19 protein-coding genes are annotated in these 15,500 nt (G+C 64.1%); 7 read left to right on the forward strand and 12 right to left on the reverse strand.

Annotated elements, in window-relative coordinates:
* Window positions 1-297: 297 nt before the first annotated feature.
* Window positions 298-768, reverse strand: a complete 471-nt coding sequence (locus ACYCVF_RS13500) for a hypothetical protein (RefSeq protein WP_459595993.1) — start codon at window positions 766-768, stop codon at window positions 298-300.
* Between the two features lie 150 nt (window positions 769-918).
* Between ACYCVF_RS13500 and ACYCVF_RS13505 the strand changes: the two genes are divergently transcribed.
* Window positions 919-1,377, forward strand: coding sequence for a hypothetical protein (locus tag ACYCVF_RS13505; protein WP_459595994.1), 459 nt, complete (start codon window positions 919-921; stop codon window positions 1,375-1,377).
* A gap of 1 nt (window position 1,378) precedes the next feature.
* On the opposite strand, the gene ACYCVF_RS13510 is transcribed toward ACYCVF_RS13505, so the two are convergent.
* From ACYCVF_RS13510 to ACYCVF_RS13525, 4 genes are all read right to left on the reverse strand, one after another.
* Window positions 1,379-2,200 (reverse strand): tetratricopeptide repeat protein, encoded by an 822-nt coding sequence (locus ACYCVF_RS13510; RefSeq protein WP_459595995.1) that lies wholly within the window; start codon window positions 2,198-2,200, stop codon window positions 1,379-1,381.
* Window positions 2,201-2,232: 32 nt separating this feature from the next.
* Entirely contained in the window at window positions 2,233-2,916 is a 684-nt protein-coding gene (locus ACYCVF_RS13515; RefSeq protein ID WP_459595996.1) for a substrate-binding domain-containing protein, read from the reverse strand.
* Between the two features lie 18 nt (window positions 2,917-2,934).
* A complete protein-coding gene (locus ACYCVF_RS13520) occupies window positions 2,935-3,636 on the reverse strand; it encodes a GrlR family regulatory protein (protein WP_459595997.1) in 702 nt (233 codons plus the stop codon).
* A 192-nt stretch (window positions 3,637-3,828) separates the two neighbouring features.
* Window positions 3,829-4,863 (reverse strand): glutamine synthetase beta-grasp domain-containing protein, encoded by a 1,035-nt coding sequence (locus ACYCVF_RS13525; RefSeq protein ID WP_035672635.1) that lies wholly within the window; start codon window positions 4,861-4,863, stop codon window positions 3,829-3,831.
* Between the two features lie 540 nt (window positions 4,864-5,403).
* Here ACYCVF_RS13525 and ACYCVF_RS13530 point away from each other — a divergent pair.
* The gene (locus ACYCVF_RS13530; RefSeq protein WP_459595998.1) at window positions 5,404-5,607 is read left to right on the forward strand and encodes a DUF2735 domain-containing protein; all 204 of its coding nucleotides are present in this window, start codon (window positions 5,404-5,406) and stop codon (window positions 5,605-5,607) included.
* A 113-nt stretch (window positions 5,608-5,720) separates the two neighbouring features.
* Here the strand turns inward: ACYCVF_RS13530 and ACYCVF_RS13535 are convergent, their stop codons facing one another.
* On the reverse strand, window positions 5,721-6,032 hold the full coding sequence (locus tag ACYCVF_RS13535; RefSeq protein ID WP_459595999.1) for an MliC family protein: 312 nt from the start codon (window positions 6,030-6,032) through the stop codon (window positions 5,721-5,723).
* Window positions 6,033-6,098: 66 nt separating this feature from the next.
* Between ACYCVF_RS13535 and ACYCVF_RS13540 the strand changes: the two genes are divergently transcribed.
* From ACYCVF_RS13540 to ACYCVF_RS13555, 4 genes are all read left to right on the forward strand, one after another.
* Complete coding sequence (locus ACYCVF_RS13540) at window positions 6,099-6,842, forward strand: tyrosine-protein phosphatase (RefSeq protein WP_459596000.1); 744 nt, start codon at window positions 6,099-6,101, stop codon at window positions 6,840-6,842.
* Between the two features lie 22 nt (window positions 6,843-6,864).
* A complete protein-coding gene (locus tag ACYCVF_RS13545) occupies window positions 6,865-7,545 on the forward strand; it encodes an SDR family oxidoreductase (protein ID WP_459596001.1) in 681 nt (226 codons plus the stop codon).
* A 96-nt stretch (window positions 7,546-7,641) separates the two neighbouring features.
* On the forward strand, window positions 7,642-8,328 hold the full coding sequence (locus tag ACYCVF_RS13550) for a DUF2161 domain-containing phosphodiesterase (protein WP_459596002.1): 687 nt from the start codon (window positions 7,642-7,644) through the stop codon (window positions 8,326-8,328).
* Between the two features lie 95 nt (window positions 8,329-8,423).
* Window positions 8,424-8,729 (forward strand): hypothetical protein, encoded by a 306-nt coding sequence (locus ACYCVF_RS13555; RefSeq protein ID WP_028182079.1) that lies wholly within the window; start codon window positions 8,424-8,426, stop codon window positions 8,727-8,729.
* A 78-nt stretch (window positions 8,730-8,807) separates the two neighbouring features.
* Here the strand turns inward: ACYCVF_RS13555 and ACYCVF_RS13560 are convergent, their stop codons facing one another.
* Both ACYCVF_RS13560 and ACYCVF_RS13565 read right to left on the reverse strand, forming a co-directional pair.
* Complete coding sequence (locus ACYCVF_RS13560; protein WP_459596003.1) at window positions 8,808-9,413, reverse strand: N-acetyltransferase family protein; 606 nt, start codon at window positions 9,411-9,413, stop codon at window positions 8,808-8,810.
* A gap of 152 nt (window positions 9,414-9,565) precedes the next feature.
* Window positions 9,566-9,964 (reverse strand): PaaI family thioesterase, encoded by a 399-nt coding sequence (locus ACYCVF_RS13565; RefSeq protein ID WP_459596004.1) that lies wholly within the window; start codon window positions 9,962-9,964, stop codon window positions 9,566-9,568.
* Between the two features lie 118 nt (window positions 9,965-10,082).
* On the opposite strand from ACYCVF_RS13565, the gene ACYCVF_RS13570 reads away from it, so the two are divergent.
* Window positions 10,083-10,862 carry a cobalamin-binding protein gene (locus ACYCVF_RS13570; protein ID WP_459596005.1) on the forward strand — a complete coding sequence of 260 codons (780 nt, stop codon included), beginning with the start codon at window positions 10,083-10,085 and terminating at the stop codon, window positions 10,860-10,862.
* A 151-nt stretch (window positions 10,863-11,013) separates the two neighbouring features.
* Here ACYCVF_RS13570 and kynU read toward each other — a convergent pair whose 3' ends face one another.
* The 4 genes from kynU to ACYCVF_RS13590 form a co-directional block, all read right to left on the reverse strand.
* Window positions 11,014-12,216 carry a kynureninase gene (gene kynU, locus ACYCVF_RS13575; protein WP_459596006.1) on the reverse strand — a complete coding sequence of 401 codons (1,203 nt, stop codon included), beginning with the start codon at window positions 12,214-12,216 and terminating at the stop codon, window positions 11,014-11,016.
* Between the two features lie 8 nt (window positions 12,217-12,224).
* Window positions 12,225-13,064, reverse strand: coding sequence for a tryptophan 2,3-dioxygenase (gene kynA / locus ACYCVF_RS13580; protein ID WP_459596007.1), 840 nt, complete (start codon window positions 13,062-13,064; stop codon window positions 12,225-12,227).
* A gap of 36 nt (window positions 13,065-13,100) precedes the next feature.
* Entirely contained in the window at window positions 13,101-13,910 is an 810-nt protein-coding gene (locus ACYCVF_RS13585; RefSeq protein ID WP_459596008.1) for an alpha/beta hydrolase, read from the reverse strand.
* 274 nt (window positions 13,911-14,184) lie between these two features.
* A complete protein-coding gene (locus ACYCVF_RS13590; protein WP_459596009.1) occupies window positions 14,185-15,462 on the reverse strand; it encodes an ArgE/DapE family deacylase in 1,278 nt (425 codons plus the stop codon).
* Between the last annotated feature and the right edge of the window lie 38 nt (window positions 15,463-15,500).

The following is a 15,500-nucleotide window of genomic DNA, read 5'->3' on the forward strand; positions in this document are numbered from 1 at the left end:
AAATTGAAAAGGGATTGCGGGCTACCTAGCATCGCCGCCGCACTGAAGCCACCGGCTTTCCGCAGGACCGCTCACAGGACGTTCGCCCGCCACGATGCCATCATGCCCCTGTTTTGCCCGACCGGTCAATAATCCTTTTCGTAAAATCAGCAATAAGCGATTTCAATGACTTGGCTACTGTGCATGGGGTTGTTTTCGAGGTTTTGTTCTGGAGGACACCCCGCCCGCCTCAGTGACGTCTAGTCATAATCGCGCCTGTCGGGTTTGCGGACTCACCCCGCTGCGCTCGACATTCGTTCATGGCTTGGACGGCGGCGCAAACTGCTGATTGGCGAATGGCTCCTGCTCGGAAGGAACCTTCATGATGACGAAGTTACGATTCATCGAGCGGTGGCAGGCATTGCAGCCCTCGGTCAGATTGCCGAAGGCTTTTGCGAATTTGCGGCCGTCCTTCGCCGTGAGCGCGTCGGTGATCGATTGCAGCGACGGCTCCAGCGTCGTGACGTTGCTGACGGGAATGCCCGAGTACAGCACGGCGGCCTCGACCAGGCTGGTCTTGAGCTGGCGCAGCTCATAGGCCGCAAGCTCCCAGTGCTGGGCCTTGCCGGCCAGCCAGAGTTTCTGGTGACGCGTCTGCGCGATGCCCATGATGTCGCCGAGGCGCGGGACGTACAGGTCCGAGGATGGCGATTTGAGGTCCTGCGCCGTTGCCACGGCGGTTATCGCGCTTAGGCCGGCCAGGGCCAGTATCCAACTCGTGAGCCTCATCGCAGATCTCCATTCCCGTGAGATCCAAGTGTAAGCCGGCGCGGCGCCCGGGAGTCTTGCGCTCGATCAAGGGCGGCGTCGATCCCGTCGGCGCAAGCACGCGATAATCTGCGGTTCGAACCCGCCTGCGCGGACATGCGACCAAGTGGCATGGATACGCTGCAGCCATCAGCAGAAGACGAGATCAGCGCAATCATCGCCAGGGCGGCGAAGCAGCCGCTGCTCGATACGGCCTACGAGCTCTGGCGCCAGCGCTACCGGTTCGACACGATCGAGGGGCGCCCGACCGCCGAGGAGATCCGCATCAATCGGACGCTGACGCCGGAACAGTTCAGCGCGAAACGCCGATATGAACGCGACCACGCCCATGAAGGGCCGATGTTCGGCTATGTGAAGCGCGCCCATCCGCGCGCTGACGATGAGGCGATCAGGCAGGCCATCATCACCGCCGTCAATTTCGAGGACGCGTATAGCGAGCATTTCGACTGGGACGGCGATTTCGGGGACTGCGTGGCGCGCGCGGTGGCGCAGGCCGCGCGAACACATTCCTTCTATCTCGAGACGACCTATCGTGACGCCCGCAACGATCTCGCCTATTACATGAAGTGAGTTAGAAGCACAGCGTGGTGACGAGCTTGCCCTGCTTGTCCTTGATCGCATAGGGACAGCGCAGCCGCTCCAGCGCCTTCTTGGCGTCGTCGTCGCCGAGCGCCGCGGCCCGCTCGTAATAGGCTTTCGCCGCGTCCTTGTCCTTGGGCCCGCCGCGGCCTTCCTGCGCGAAGGCGCCCATCCGCTCGAGCGCGCCGGGATGGTTCTGCACCGCCGCCTTCTCGAACAGCGCACGCGCCGCGACATCGTCCTTGGCACCGCCCTCGCCTTCGGAGAGCATCAGGCCGAGCTGATACTGCGCTTCAGCGTTGGTCTCGGCAGCCTTGCCGAGCAGCGCGCGCGCCTGCGCGGGATCGGCGGGCGCGCTGCCACCTGCGCCGCCGAGTGCGGCAAGATTGCTGACACCGCGAGGATTGCCTGATTGCGCCGCCTTCTCGAACAGCTTTCGCGCCTGCGCATCGTCCTTCGCAACGCCCGTACCGGTGGCATAGGACACGCCGAGTTCGACCATCGCCGCACTCGATCCCTTTTCGGCGGCCTTGCGCCAGGCCGCGATCGCCTCCGCCGTCTGCCGGTTGGCGGCATAGGCGCGTCCGAGCGCGAACATGGCGCGCCGTGACGATGCTGCGGCCTGTTTGCAGAACTTGACCGCGGTCGCGACGTCGGCGGCAGCGATCTCCGCCACGCCCTTCACGTCAGCCGGCTTGTCGGGATCGCTGGGATCGGCAGCGACCCGGTCGCACAGAACGAGGTCGGCCGTTTGCGCCTGCGCCGTCAGCGGCGCGGCGAGCGCGAAGAGAATGGCAAGGAGATAAGTCCGCATGAGCATCACGTTGCGTCCCCGTCCCGGCAAATTCAAGGCTCGAGTCCCGATTGGCGCAGCACGGGCACGACATCAGGCGATGCCAGATAGCGCAGCAGCCGGTCGGCGGCTTCGGCATGTTCCGCAGTCGCCATGCGGCCGGCCGAGAACACAGCTGGCGTCTGCAGATCATGCGGGATCGGGCCCACGACCTCAATGCCGCCGACCTGCTTCAACTCGCTGATCTGCTGCACGGCGAGGTCAGCCTCGCCGGTCACCAGCCGCTCCGCCGTGAATCCCTGCTCGACGATGGTGGCCCCAGCGTTGATCTCGGCCTCAATGCCCATCCGCACGATCAGCTGGGCGAAGTACACGCCGCTGGCGCCGAGCCGCGAATAGGCGACGGACCGCGCCGCGAGCAACGTCCTGCGCAGCGCGGCTTCACTGCCGATCTCGGGATGCGCCTGCCCGGCTCTCACGGCGATGCCGACGAAGGAGCGCGCCAGATCGGACGCGCCGCCGGCAATCACGCGCCCTTCGTCGATCATCTCATCGAGCCCTTCGCGGGTGAGGATGACGAGATCGGCGGTCTCCCCTTCGCGCAAGCGCTTGAGCAGCGCCAGGGTCGGCGCGAAGTCGGCATCGACATGGATGCCCGTCGTAGTCTCGAAGGCCGAGGACAGGCTGCGCATCGCGCCCATCAGGCCGAGCGTCGAGAGCATGCGGACATTTTCCATGAGCAGTTCCCGGCGCGATCAGGCGCGATGCATCAGCTTGAGTGCGGCGGTCAGGCGCAGACTGCGCTTGCCGGCAAGCGCGGTCGCCTCCAGCACCGCCTGGTCCGCATCGTAGCTGCCGGAGAAGCCGATGCCGACCTCATGGCCGCCGAAGATCGGATCGTCCTTGGCCGGCGTATGCTCCTGGTTCAGAATCTGCCCCTTCCAGCGTCCTTTCGCGGCGGTGTAGCTGCCGAGATAATGGAACGCAGCATCGCCGCCGAGGATGCGGCCCTGGTTGAGCAGCATCACGCCGCTGAGGCCGCCGTCGAGTCCGTCGAGCATGCGCAGATGGATCGAATAGAGACCGTCGGCGATGCCGGCCTCGCCGACGCCGCCGGCGATCGGCACTTCGTCTTCGGTGATCGGCGTCATCAGCGACTGGAAAGGCACGCCGGGCAGCTCCTTGAGCTCGCCCTTGAAACGATAGAGGTCGCCGTCGGCCCAGCCCTTGGCGAGCAAGGTCGCATCGTCGGTGCCCGCCATAGCGCGGTAGTTCGGATCGGGGTTATGGCGGACGGTATTGATCACGACGTCCACGCCATCGCCGGTCTTCTCGTAGGTGCCGATATGCGCAAAGGCCGAATTGCCGCCGAGCATCTTGCCGTTGCCGGCATGCATCACGCTCCGGCCGACGGCATCGCCGAGCTGAAACCGCACCTTGTAGAAGCCTTCAAACACCAGCTGTGTCCCCGGCCCTGCGCGCATCCTGGAGCACTATCCCGCTTTCGGCGGCGATGGACAAGTTTCGCGAAGCTGAGCTCGGCAGAGACAGGAACGGTTTCGATCCAAATGCAAAATCCGCCGGAGCCTTGCAGCTCCGGCGGATTGAGACCAACCCGGGCCAGCCCCCCAGCCCGGGCCGGGAGGATCTTAGGCCGCGGCCTTCTTGTCGGTCGGCACGGACGCGATCGTCTTCAGGATCTGCGAAGCGATCTGGTAGGGGTCGCCCTGCGAGTTCGGACGACGGTCTTCCAGATAGCCCTTGTAGCCGTTGTTGACGAAGGAGTGCGGAACGCGGATCGAAGCGCCGCGATCGGCAACGCCGTAGCTGAACTTGTTCCACGGCGCGGTCTCGTGCTTGCCGGTCAGACGCTTGTCGTTGTCCGGGCCGTAGACGGCGATGTGGTCCATCAGGTTCTTGTCGAAGGCGGCCATAAGCGCCTCGAAATACTCCTTGCCGCCGACCGTCCGCATGTACTCGGTCGAGAAGTTGGCGTGCATGCCCGAGCCGTTCCAGTCGGTGTCGCCGAGCGGCTTGCAGTGGAATTCGATGTCGATGCCGTACTTCTCGGTCAGGCGCAGCATCAGGTAGCGAGCCATCCACATTTCGTCAGCGGCCTTCTTGGAGCCCTTGCCGAAGATCTGGAATTCCCACTGGCCCTTTGCGACTTCCGCGTTGATGCCTTCATGGTTGATGCCGGCAGCGAGGCAGAGGTCGAGATGCTCTTCGACGATCTTGCGGGCGACGTCGCCGACGTTCGAGTAGCCGACGCCGGTGTAGTACGGGCCCTGCGGCGCCGGGTAACCCGAGGCCGGGAAGCCGAGCGGACGGCCGTCCTTGTAGAAGAAGTACTCCTGCTCGAAACCGAACCAGGCGCCGGCGTCGTCGAGGATGGTGGCGCGCTTGTTGGACGGATGCGGGGTCTTGCCATCGGGCATCATGACTTCGCACATCACGAGCACGCCGTTGGTGCGCGCAGCGTCCGGGAAGACGGCGACCGGCTTCAGCACGCAATCGGAGCTGTGGCCTTCGGCCTGCTGGGTGGAGGAGCCATCGAAGCCCCAGAGCGGAAGCTGCTCGAGCGTCGGGAACGACGCGAATTCCTTGATCTGAGTCTTGCCGCGCAAATTCGGAGTCGGCGTATATCCGTCGAGCCAAATGTACTCGAGCTTATACTTGGTCATTGAGCCTCTCTGTAGATGATGCGAAAGGTTTGGGGGCCCGGAGGCCCCTGAACGTTTTGTACCCGGCCATCATCGGCCGACCCTTTACAAGCATTTGTCGTGCCAAAAGGCCGCAGTACGGCAGGTTTTACCCCGCGCCCGATCGATCCGACGCCAGGCGTGCCACCCACCCCCGCCTGCGTCATAGCCGCGCACCTTCGCGTGAAGCTGCACCGCAAAAACCCCGCGGAAATCGCCCGATTCTGCAGCAGATCAGGCCGCCCTGGATGGTGCCGATGAAACGCGCATCAACGCCTCGCAACTTTCGTAAAGTCTGGCGTCGTGCCCAGCAACCTTTGGAATAGCCCAGGCGTTGATCACGGAGAGGGTGCCTTGGAGGATGCACAAGGCTACCTGCCCACAAATTGGGCGGCAACTGATTTGCTTTTCAGCACTTTCCAATGAGGGAAGCGCGGCCGATATGGGGACTCCAGTAACCACAATCGAACGAGTCGGGCGCACCATTGGAGGCCAAGGCGCTTCGACCAAGGAGAAATCGCAATGATGAACAATGGTCTGAGTCATGGATCTGCGAAGATCTATCAATTCCCCGCCGGGGGCCGCGCGGCTCTTGCCGGACGCCGCTATGGCGAGACCCGCCTTCCTGCCGATCACGCCTCGCTTCCTGCGAACGTCTCGATCTGCAGCGATAGCTGGTACCATCAGGACGCGGTCGACGAAGCCAAGCCGAAGTGGGATCGCTGATGTCCACGGCCGGTTTGATACCGCCGCGCCCTCGCAAGCGCCCGGCGGCAGTTTGAAAAGGGTCGAAACAACGAAGTTTCGGCCTTTTTTGATTCTTCCACGAGCGACGCAGCTCAGGTCACTCCGCAGGCCGTGACCGGCCGCTTCAGGTGCTTGACCGTGGTGGCCCCCGTCTTCCCAATGGTCAGTGTGATACCGCCCCCCGAATAGCGCACGCCAGAAACCGCCAACCGCTTGGCGAGCGTGACGGGTTCGCCGTCGATCTGAAGAAAGGCGCGCTTGTCGCCATCATAAAAACCAACGATGAACCGGGTACCATCGGCACAGCGATAGGTCTGGAACGTCTGCGCATCAGCCTGTCGCCCGTACCAAATTCCGCCCGCCAGCATCGTGATCGCCAAAAGAATGGCCTTTTGCCGACCCATGATTGCCCCCTTAGGTCTCAAGGACGCCCGTCGTACGTCCAGTGGAACATAATCGAAGCTGATCTCATGTCAGACTCCCCTGCCCGCCATCTCGCCCTGCAAGGCGCCAGCAATTTTCGCGATCTCGGCGGCTATCCGACCACCGATGGCCGTATCACGCGCTGGCGGCACATCTTCCGCTCCAATCATCTCGGCCAGCTCACCGCTGCCGACGTCGAGATCGTCCGCGCGCTGGGCGTCAGAAGCGCATTCGATTTCCGTGGCCTGGAGGAGCGCGCAGCCGGCATCTGCGTCGTGAACGAGATCACGGTGCACTCCCTGCCGATCGAGCCAACCGTCGTCGCCGCGTTGCGCGCCGAACTCGCCCGGGGCACGCTCACCGCGCCGGTGGCGCTCGAACTCATGCGCGAGTCCTATCGCAACTATGTTCGCCACAACACGCACTGTTTTCGCGCGCTGTTCGGCCATCTTCTGGAAGACTGCGTGCCGCTCGTGATCCACTGCACTGCCGGCAAGGACCGCACCGGCTTCGCCAGCGCGCTGATCCTGCATGCGCTGGGCGTACCTGACGACGTCATTGCCGATGATTACCTCTTGACCAACCGGCACTACAAGCGCGACGCAGCAAACGCCTCCGATCTTCCTGCCGATGTTCTCGACGCGATCGGCGGCGTCGAGGCCTCTTACCTGGCGGCCGCTCTCGAAGCGGTCGGCAGCGAATATGGCGATCTCGAAACCTATTTGCGCGAAGGGCTCAAGCTCGGCACCGCAGAGCGGACCGCGCTCAAGGAGCGCTATCTCCAATCTTAGGCCCCGCGCCGGGAGAACGATGATGCAAGACAAGGTCCTGATCGTGACGGGCGCAAGCGGCGCGCTTGGCAAGGTGGTCGCCGAAATGGCGCTGGCACGCGGCGCGCGCGTGGCCGGCATCGATCACGCGCCTTCGCAAGCCTCCACAGGCGCTGGCCGCATCGAGATCGGCGGCGTCGACCTGTCCGACGCGGCGCAGGCGAAGACGGCCGTTGAGACGGCGGCCAAACATTTCGGCCGGCTCGATGCGCTGATCAACATTGCCGGCGGCTTCGCCTTCGAGACCGTCGGCGACGGCGACATCAAAACGTGGCAGCGCATGCATGCGCTCAACGTGCTCACCGCGCTCAACGCCTCACGCGCGGCGCTGCCGCACCTCGCCGCGTCCAAGGCTGGCCGCATCGTCAACATCGGCGCCATGGGCGCGCTCCAGGCCGGCAGCGGCATGGGGCCCTATGCGGCCTCGAAGGCAGGCGTGCATCGCCTCACCGAAGCGCTCGCTCAGGAGTGGAAGGGTAAGGTCACCGTCAACGCCGTGCTGCCCTCGATCATCGACACCAAGGCCAACCGCGCCGACATGCCGAAAGCCGATTTCTCCAAATGGGTGACGCCGCAGGAACTCGCCGAGGTCATCCTGTTCCTTGCCAGCGACGCCGCGAGCGGCGTCACCGGCGCGCTGATCCCGGTCGCAGGACGGGTATGATTGCGTCTTGCTCGAATCGTCCGAACACCGGCTGGATTCAATCGGAGCCGAGAAGGCTCTAGACTAGCCGCAACTGATTCTCCGATCGGAACTCCCTTGGAAACCGCGCTTTACCTGCCCGTCAAACGCTTCCTCGAAGAGCTCGGCTTCACGGTGAAGGGCGAGATCGGCGGCTGCGATCTCGTCGGCCTCAGCGGCGGCGACCCGCCGGTGGTGGTGGTCGGCGAGCTCAAGCTCGCCTTCAATCTCGAGCTGATTCTCCAGGCGGTCGACCGCGCACCGGCGGGCGATGAGGTCTGGATCGCGGCGAAGATGTCGGCACGCGGCAAGGGACGCGAGAGCGACGCGCGCTACCGCAATCTCTGCCGCCGTCTCGGCTTCGGCATGCTCGGGGTGACCGATCGCGGTCAGGTCGAGGTGCTGGTGAAGCCGCCGACAGCGGCGGCGCGTCGCGAGCCGAAGATTCGCTCACGGCTCGTTGCCGAGCATCAGCGGCGCCAGGGCGATCCCGTGCTCGGCGGCAGCACCCGCGCACCGATCATGACGGCCTATCGGCAGCAGGCACTGGCGTGCGCCTCGGCGCTTTCCGAAGGCCCAAAGCGGGTGCGCGAATTGCGCGAACGCTGTCCCGACGCCGGCAAGATCTTGCTTAACAATGTGTATGGCTGGTTCGAACGCGCTGAACGCGGAATCTACGCACTCACCGAAGCCGGACGCGCCGCGCTGAAGCGCTGGCCGCAGCAGCGGGTCGAGCCCGATGCAGGTGTTGCGTCACCGCCATGACACCCGACCGGTGCATAGCTGAGATGCCACACCGATTTCATATTGCAATGCAACATTCTCGGCACTAGGTATCCCGGCATCACGATGAGGCCGTTATGAGCGCAGACTGGAATACCAAATATGGCACGCGGCGCGTCCGCCACGATCCGCCCACCCTGGACGAGGCGATCTTCGCCGCCGTCGGCATCACCGACGACCAGGCTCAGCAGGCCGAAATCGCTGCAGCCTTGATGGGGATGCCGCTCGATGTCGTTCAGGCCGAGGTGAAGAAGCAGGCCCGCACCAACAGCCGTATCACTGCGACGCGCGTGATCGCCGGCGAGCAGGGCGCGCAGCGCTCCGTGGTGGTCGAACGCCGCGTCGTGCGCCGTTTCGGCAACGACAAGCGCACCGGCACCTGAACGTTCATTTCACTGCCCAGAATACAAAGCGGACCGGCCTTGCCGGTCCGCTTTGTGATTCCGTCTGCCATTTTCAGGCTATGCGGCGCGATTGCCGTACATGCTCGAGATCAGCTTCCAGCAAGTGCTGTTGAAGCTGAGAAGCGCGTGCCCGGCCGTGAAGGGCGAGGCCGCGAGATCGGCAAGCTCGGCCTCAGGCGTCTTGGCGAGGTCGATTGTACCGGTCGATTCACCGTGGCGGAAAGCGAGATGCGCCCCGAACTTCCTGGCGAGCGCCCGCATCGCGTGATTCTCGGCGCCCGTGGTGATGCGCAACTGCTTGTAGCCCCTCCAGCGCGCTTCCGCGATCAGGCGGCGGAACAGCGCGGTGCCGACACCCTGGCGGCGCGCCGAGGCTTCCACGCTGAAGGCGACCTCAGGCAAGGAATCACCCTCCGGCGGATGCAGTTCGGCCGCACCGCGGACCATGCCGTCGACGATATAGGCAACGATCACGGTGCCGTCGTCGGCGCAGCGGGCGGCGTAGCGCTCGATGAAGCTGTCGTCGAGAAAGCCGTTGAAGCGGTCGTGCCTGCTGCCGGCATCCAGCCTCAACAGGTGATCGCGCAGAAGCGGCAATTCTTCCTTCTGGATCAAGGTCCGTACATAGCCGGGAGCGGTCCGGACGGTCTCTTCAAGTACCACGTCAAAACTCCTCTTGGTGTCCCTCGAGGAGGCGTTCGAATCCCTAGGTCTCCTATATTGTGCATCGCACCATAATTTTCAAGCCGGAGGCCTGCCCAAGTTTCGGGCATCGAAAGCGACTAATTCGTTAATGGAATCAAAGTCTCGTAGTCTTACAGGACCAGCTGCGTCTGGGTCACCACGGCGACCAGCTTGCCGTCCTCGGTCTCCAGCCGGGTGGTCCAGATCTGGGTCCTCCGGCCACGATGAACCGGAGTGGCCGTGGCGATGACCGTGGTTCCCTCCTTGGCTCCGCCGATGAAATTGGTCTTGCTCTCCAGCGTGGTCGTGCCCTTGGCATCCTCGGGCAGATTGATCACGGTCGCCGCCGCGCCGACGGAATCGGCCAGGGCCATCACGGCCCCGCCATGGATGGTGTGGTGAAGCGTGCAGAGATCGGGGCGGACCGTCATCCGCGCCACCACGCGGTCCTTCCCAGCCTCGACGAACTCGACGCCCTTGAGCTCGGCGAACGGCATCTTCATCGCTTTAAGTCTATCGAGCGGCGTCATCACATCTCCTCCCAATTGCTTGTTGTCTCAGGGTGAATTGCTTCGCGCGGCAAAGCAATGACGTCCGAGGTAATGGCGGTGCTGACATATGCGCCGCGTTTGCGCATATGCTCCCTCCATGCGCCACTTCCCGCCCCGCCGCGTCGTCTGTCTCACCGAAGAGACGGTCGAGACGCTCTATCTGCTCGGCGAGCAGGACCGTATCGTCGGTGTCTCCGGCTATGCGGTGCGCCCACCGCAGGTGCGGCGCGAGAAGCCACGGGTGTCGGCTTTCGTCTCAGCGGACATCCCGAAAATCCTGGCCTTGGAGCCGGACCTCGTGCTCGCGTTCTCCGATCTCCAGGCCGGCATCGTCGCGGACCTCGTCCGCGCCGGCATCGCTGTCCACGTCTTCAACCAGCGCGACATCGCCGGGATCCTGGCGATGATCCGCACGCTGGGTGCACTGGTTGGCGCCGCCGGCTGCGCGGAAGACCTCGCGCGGGGCTTCGAGCGGCGCCTTGCGGCAATCGCAGTAATGCCCCGCCCCGCACCGCCGCCAAAGGTCTATTTCGAGGAATGGGATGATCCGCTGATTTCGGGCATCGGATGGGTGTCCGAGCTGATCGAGATTGCCGGTGGCAAGGACGCCTTTCCGGACTTGCGCCATCGGCAGGCGGCGAAGGATCGCATCATTTCACCGGACGACGTGCGTAAGGCTGCGCCCGACGTGATCCTCGCATCGTGGTGCGGCAAGAAGGTCGTACCCACCCGCATCAAGCAGCGCGACGGATGGAGCGGCATCCCGGCCGTGCGCGACAATCGCATCACCGAGATCAAGTCGCCGATCATTTTGCAGCCGGGACCCGCGGCGCTGACGGACGGCCTCGATGCGATCGTGACGGCGTTGTGGGGATGAACGCGCCCAATCTGCTCACCGTCATTACGAGGGAAGCGAAGCAATCCAGCGTGTCACTGCGGAGGGATTCTGGATTGCTTCATCGCATCAGCGCAAAATTGCTTCGCAATTTTTTCGCGGGCTCCTCGCAATGGCGGCTGGGCCGGCGTCCTCACGTCACCGCGTTCACGACCTGGTACTCCGGCCGACGCCACACCTCTCCCCTGATCACCTCCTCGATGATCTCAGCCGCCCGCATGATCTCGGCTTCGCCGATGTACAGCGGCGTGAGGCCGAACCGCATGATGTCAGGGGCGCGGAAATCGCCGATGACGCCGCGGGCGATCAGGGCCTGCATGGCGGCGTAACCACCATCGAAAGCGAAGGAGACTTGCGATCCGCGCTGCGCATACGCGCGTGGCGTCACCAGCTTCAGCGACGGACAGCGGTGTTCCACCTCGGCGATCAGGAGATCACCGAGCGCCAGCGAGCGTGCGCGGACTTCAGCGATATCGACGCGGTCCCAGATGTCGAGCGAGGCTTCCAGCGCCCCCATTGCCAGCACTGGGGGCGTACCGACGCGCATGCGCTCGACGCCACCGGCGGCTGCGTAAGCGAGTTCAAATGCAAACGGCTTTGCGTGGCCCATCCATCCCGACAAGGCTGCGCGCGCAGTATCGGCGTGGCGCGGCGCGACGTAGAGGAAGGCGGGCGCGCCCGGGCCGGCGTTGATGTATTTGTAAGTGCATCCCGCGGCGAAATCGGCGCCACAGCCGGCGAGATCGACCGGCAGCGCACCGGCGGAATGGGCAAGGTCCCAGACCGTGACAATGCCGAGCGCATGTGCTTTCGCGGTCAGCTTCGCCATGTCGTGGCGGCGGCCGGTGCGGTAGTCGATCTCGGTGACGTAGAGGACTGCGATCTCCTCCGACAGCGCCAAGTCGATCTCTTCCGGTGCCACCAGGCGCAATTGATGGCCGCGCCCGAGCGTTTCGATCAGACCCTCGGCCATGTAGAGATCGGTCGGGAAATTGCCGGTGTCCGACAGGATCACCTTGCGCGACGCGTTCATGTCGAGCGCGGCGGCGAGCGCCTGATAGACCTTGAGCGACAGCGTGTCGCCGACCATCACGGAACCGGCTTCCGCGCCGATCAGCCGCGCGATGCGGTCGCCGACATGGCGCGGCTGGGCATACCAGCCAGCGGTGTTCCAGGCGCGGATCAGCTCATTGCCCCACTCTTCTGTGATGACCCGGTTGACGCGCTCGGCAACGCCCAGCGGCAGCGCACCAAGCGAGTTGCCGTCGAGATAGATCACGCCGTCAGGCAAATGGAACAATGCCCTGGTGTCGTCGTAGACGCGAAGCCTGGTCATGGACATCCCTACAGAATGGTGCGCACGCGCCAGAGTTCGGGAAACAGTTCGACCTCCAGCATGCGCTTGAGATAGCTGACGCCGCCGGTGCCGCCGGTGCCGCGCTTGAAGCCGATGACCCTCTCGACCGTCGTCACATGGTTGAAGCGCCAGCGCCGGAAATAGTCCTCAAAATCGACCAGCTTCTCGGCGAGCTCATAGAGCATCCAGTGCGTCTCCGGCGCCTCGTAGACGATACGCCAGGCCTGCAGCACGCCTTCGTTGAAGCTGTGGGTCTCGCGAACATCGCGAGCCAGCACCGCCGCGGGCATCTTGAGCCCGTTGCGGTCCGCAAGCCGCAGCACCTCGTCATAGAGGCTTGGCGTCGCAAGCTCGGCTTCGAGCAGTTTCGTCGTCGCCGCGTCGTGCGCGTGCGGCTTCAGCATGGCGTGGTTGCGGTTGCCGAGCAGAAACTCGATCAGCCGGTATTGCCGCGACTGGAAACCCGAGGACTGGCCGAGTTGCGAGCGGAAGCGCGTGTATTCGCTCGGCGTCATGGTGCGCAGCACGTCCCAGGCGCCGTTCAGCTGCTCGAAGATGCGCGACATCCGTGCCAGCATCTTCATGGCGGGCTGCACCTCGTCTTTGGCGATGGCCCGGCGCGCGGCGCTGAGTTCGTGGATGGCAAGCCGCATCCAGAGCTCCGTGGTCTGATGCTGGATGATGAACAGCATCTCGTCATGCGCCTCCGACAGCGGATGCTGCGCGCCAAGGATCGAATCCAGCGCAAGGTAGTCGCCGTAGGACATTCTCCGGGCGAAATCAGTCTCGGCGCCTTCGCTCGTGGGATCGTAGTCGCTGGACGTCATGACAAGGTCCTTTCGATCTATCTTCCCGGGCTTTGCTCAGTCGAGGCCGATCAGGCGGGCGGTGATCAGCGAGGATGGATCCTTCAGTCCGTCGATCACAGTAAAATGGTTCCGGCCGGGCTCGACGACGAGGTGGGTCGGCACATCGAAGCCGGTCCAGACATTGGCCAGCAGATCGGACTGGCGGATGAACTCGGGCCGCTCGCTGGCGCCGACCCAGGCGGTCACAGACGAACGCCCGCGCGGCAGATGCAGCGCGGCGCTTTCCAGCGTCGCCTCCTCCATCGTCATGCGCAGCGTGTCGTTCATCTTGGTCTTCAGGAGCGGACGCAGATCGTGCAGGCCGCTGATCGAGAGCGTACCGGCGACGCGATTGTAGACGGCCGACTCGAGGCGACTGTCGTCGCACAGCATGCGGGTGACGAGATGGCCGCCGGCGGAATGGCCGGCGAGTCGGATCGGACCTGCGACGAGCGAGGCCGCCTTGGCGATGGCTGCGGCGATCTCGGCCGTGATGTCGGAGATGCGCGCGGCCGGTGTCAGCGTGTAGCTCGGCAGCGCCACCGTCCAGCCGTGATGCCGCGCGCCTTCGGCCAGATCGGTCCAGGTCGATTTATCGAAGCGCATCCAGTAGCCGCCATGGACGAACACGACGAGGCCCTTGCTGTCGCCGTCCGGTAGGACCAGGTCGAGCTTCTGGCGCTCGCCGGCGCCATAGGGAATATCGGCACGAAACTCCCTCTGTCCCGCGCGATACGTCGCCGCCCGCTCCGCCCACAGCGCCGGCATCTTGTCCGAGCCCGGGATATGGGCCGAATTGGCATAAGCGTCATCCCAATCGCGCATCGTGATTTCCTCGACGGACTCAAGTCCAACAAAGCGGAGACCAGTCTGCCACCGGCAAGGCCGCCATCCTAGTCTTTATTTTAAGCTTAAAGGATTTGCGCGCGCCCGTGTTTCGGGCAGCGGAGCGGCAACTATTCCCGCCTGAATAGGGATCTGGCGGGCCGCCTCCCTCATTGCGAGCGAAGCGAAGCAATCCAAATCTTGCCGCACGGCAGCCTGGATTGCTTCGTCGTTTCGCTCTCGCAATGACGGCGGAAAGAGCGACGCTCGATCGCTACGCCTTCTCGACCCCGCACCATTCCGCGATGAACAGGGCCATCGCCTTGGTCGTCTTCTTCAGCGAGTCCAGGTCGACATATTCGTTGAAGCCATGCATCTCGCCGCCGCTGGCGCCGAAGCAGAGGCTCGGGATACCGTGATTCAGGCCGTAGAAGCGGGTGTCGGTCAGCGCGGTGAAGACGAGATCCTCGACCGCGCCGCCGTAAACGGCGTTGAAGGCCTTGCCGAACGCTGCTTCCGGCGCGGCGGCGTCGGTCAGTTCATAGCCTTCCGAAAGGAAGCCCGACCATTCGATCTCCGGCGGATTGTTGGCGAGGAAGCGGTGGTTGCGCGCCGCGGCCGCGACGCAAGCCATGATCTCCTTCTGGTGATCGGCGATCGACCAGCCCGGCAACACGGCAATCCGGCAGTCGACGTCGCACCAGGCCGGCACGCTCGAGGCCCAGTCGCCGCCCTTGATGATGCCGGGGTTGAAGTTGATGGGATGGTTGAGCGTCTTGAAGTGACGATCGGCCTTGGCGCGCTCGTTCCATTCGATCTCGAGCTTTTGCAGTGCCTGGATCAGGTGGTACGCCGCCATGATCGCGTTCGCGCCAGAACCTGCGAAGGCAACGTGGGTCGGATGCCCCTTCACGCGCAGGCGAAACCAGATCACGCCGACCTGCGAGCGCACCATCTTGCCGCCGGTCGGCTCCGGAATGAAGCAGGCGTCCGCGCGATAGCCGCGCTGCAACGTCGAGAGTGCTCCGACGCCGGTGCTCTCCTCCTCGATCACCGACTGGAAATGGATCCGCGCCGTCGGCCTGAAGCCCGCCGCCTTGATCGCATCGAGGGCATAGAGCGCACCGATCGTGCCCGACTTCATGTCGCAGGCACCGCGGCCGAACATCTTGCCGTCCTTGATGACCGGCGAGAAGGGCGGCGTATCCCACAATTCCAGCGGGCCCGCCGGAACCACATCGCAGTGCCCCTGCAGGATCAGCGATTTGCCGCCGTTGGTTTGCGGACGGTAAGTACCCACCACCGTGCGCGCCTTGGAGAAATCGTGCTCGATCGGACCGAAGCCGCGCAGATCTTTGAGGTCATCGACATTGATGTGCCAGTCGTCGACCTCGTAGCCGCGCTCGCGCAAGAGGTCGCCGATCATGTCCTGGCACGGCCCCTCCGCCCCGCGGGTCGAAGGGATTGCGACGAAATCGCGGGTGGCTGCAAGCTGAGCTTCGAAGCCGCTGTCGACGGCGTCCAAAATCCTCTGCTGCGTTTCGGCATTCATCAGGGCAACTCCAGGCATCTCAATGGTTCTCAAGGAGT

This window comes from Bradyrhizobium cedriense (assembly GCF_054602315.1).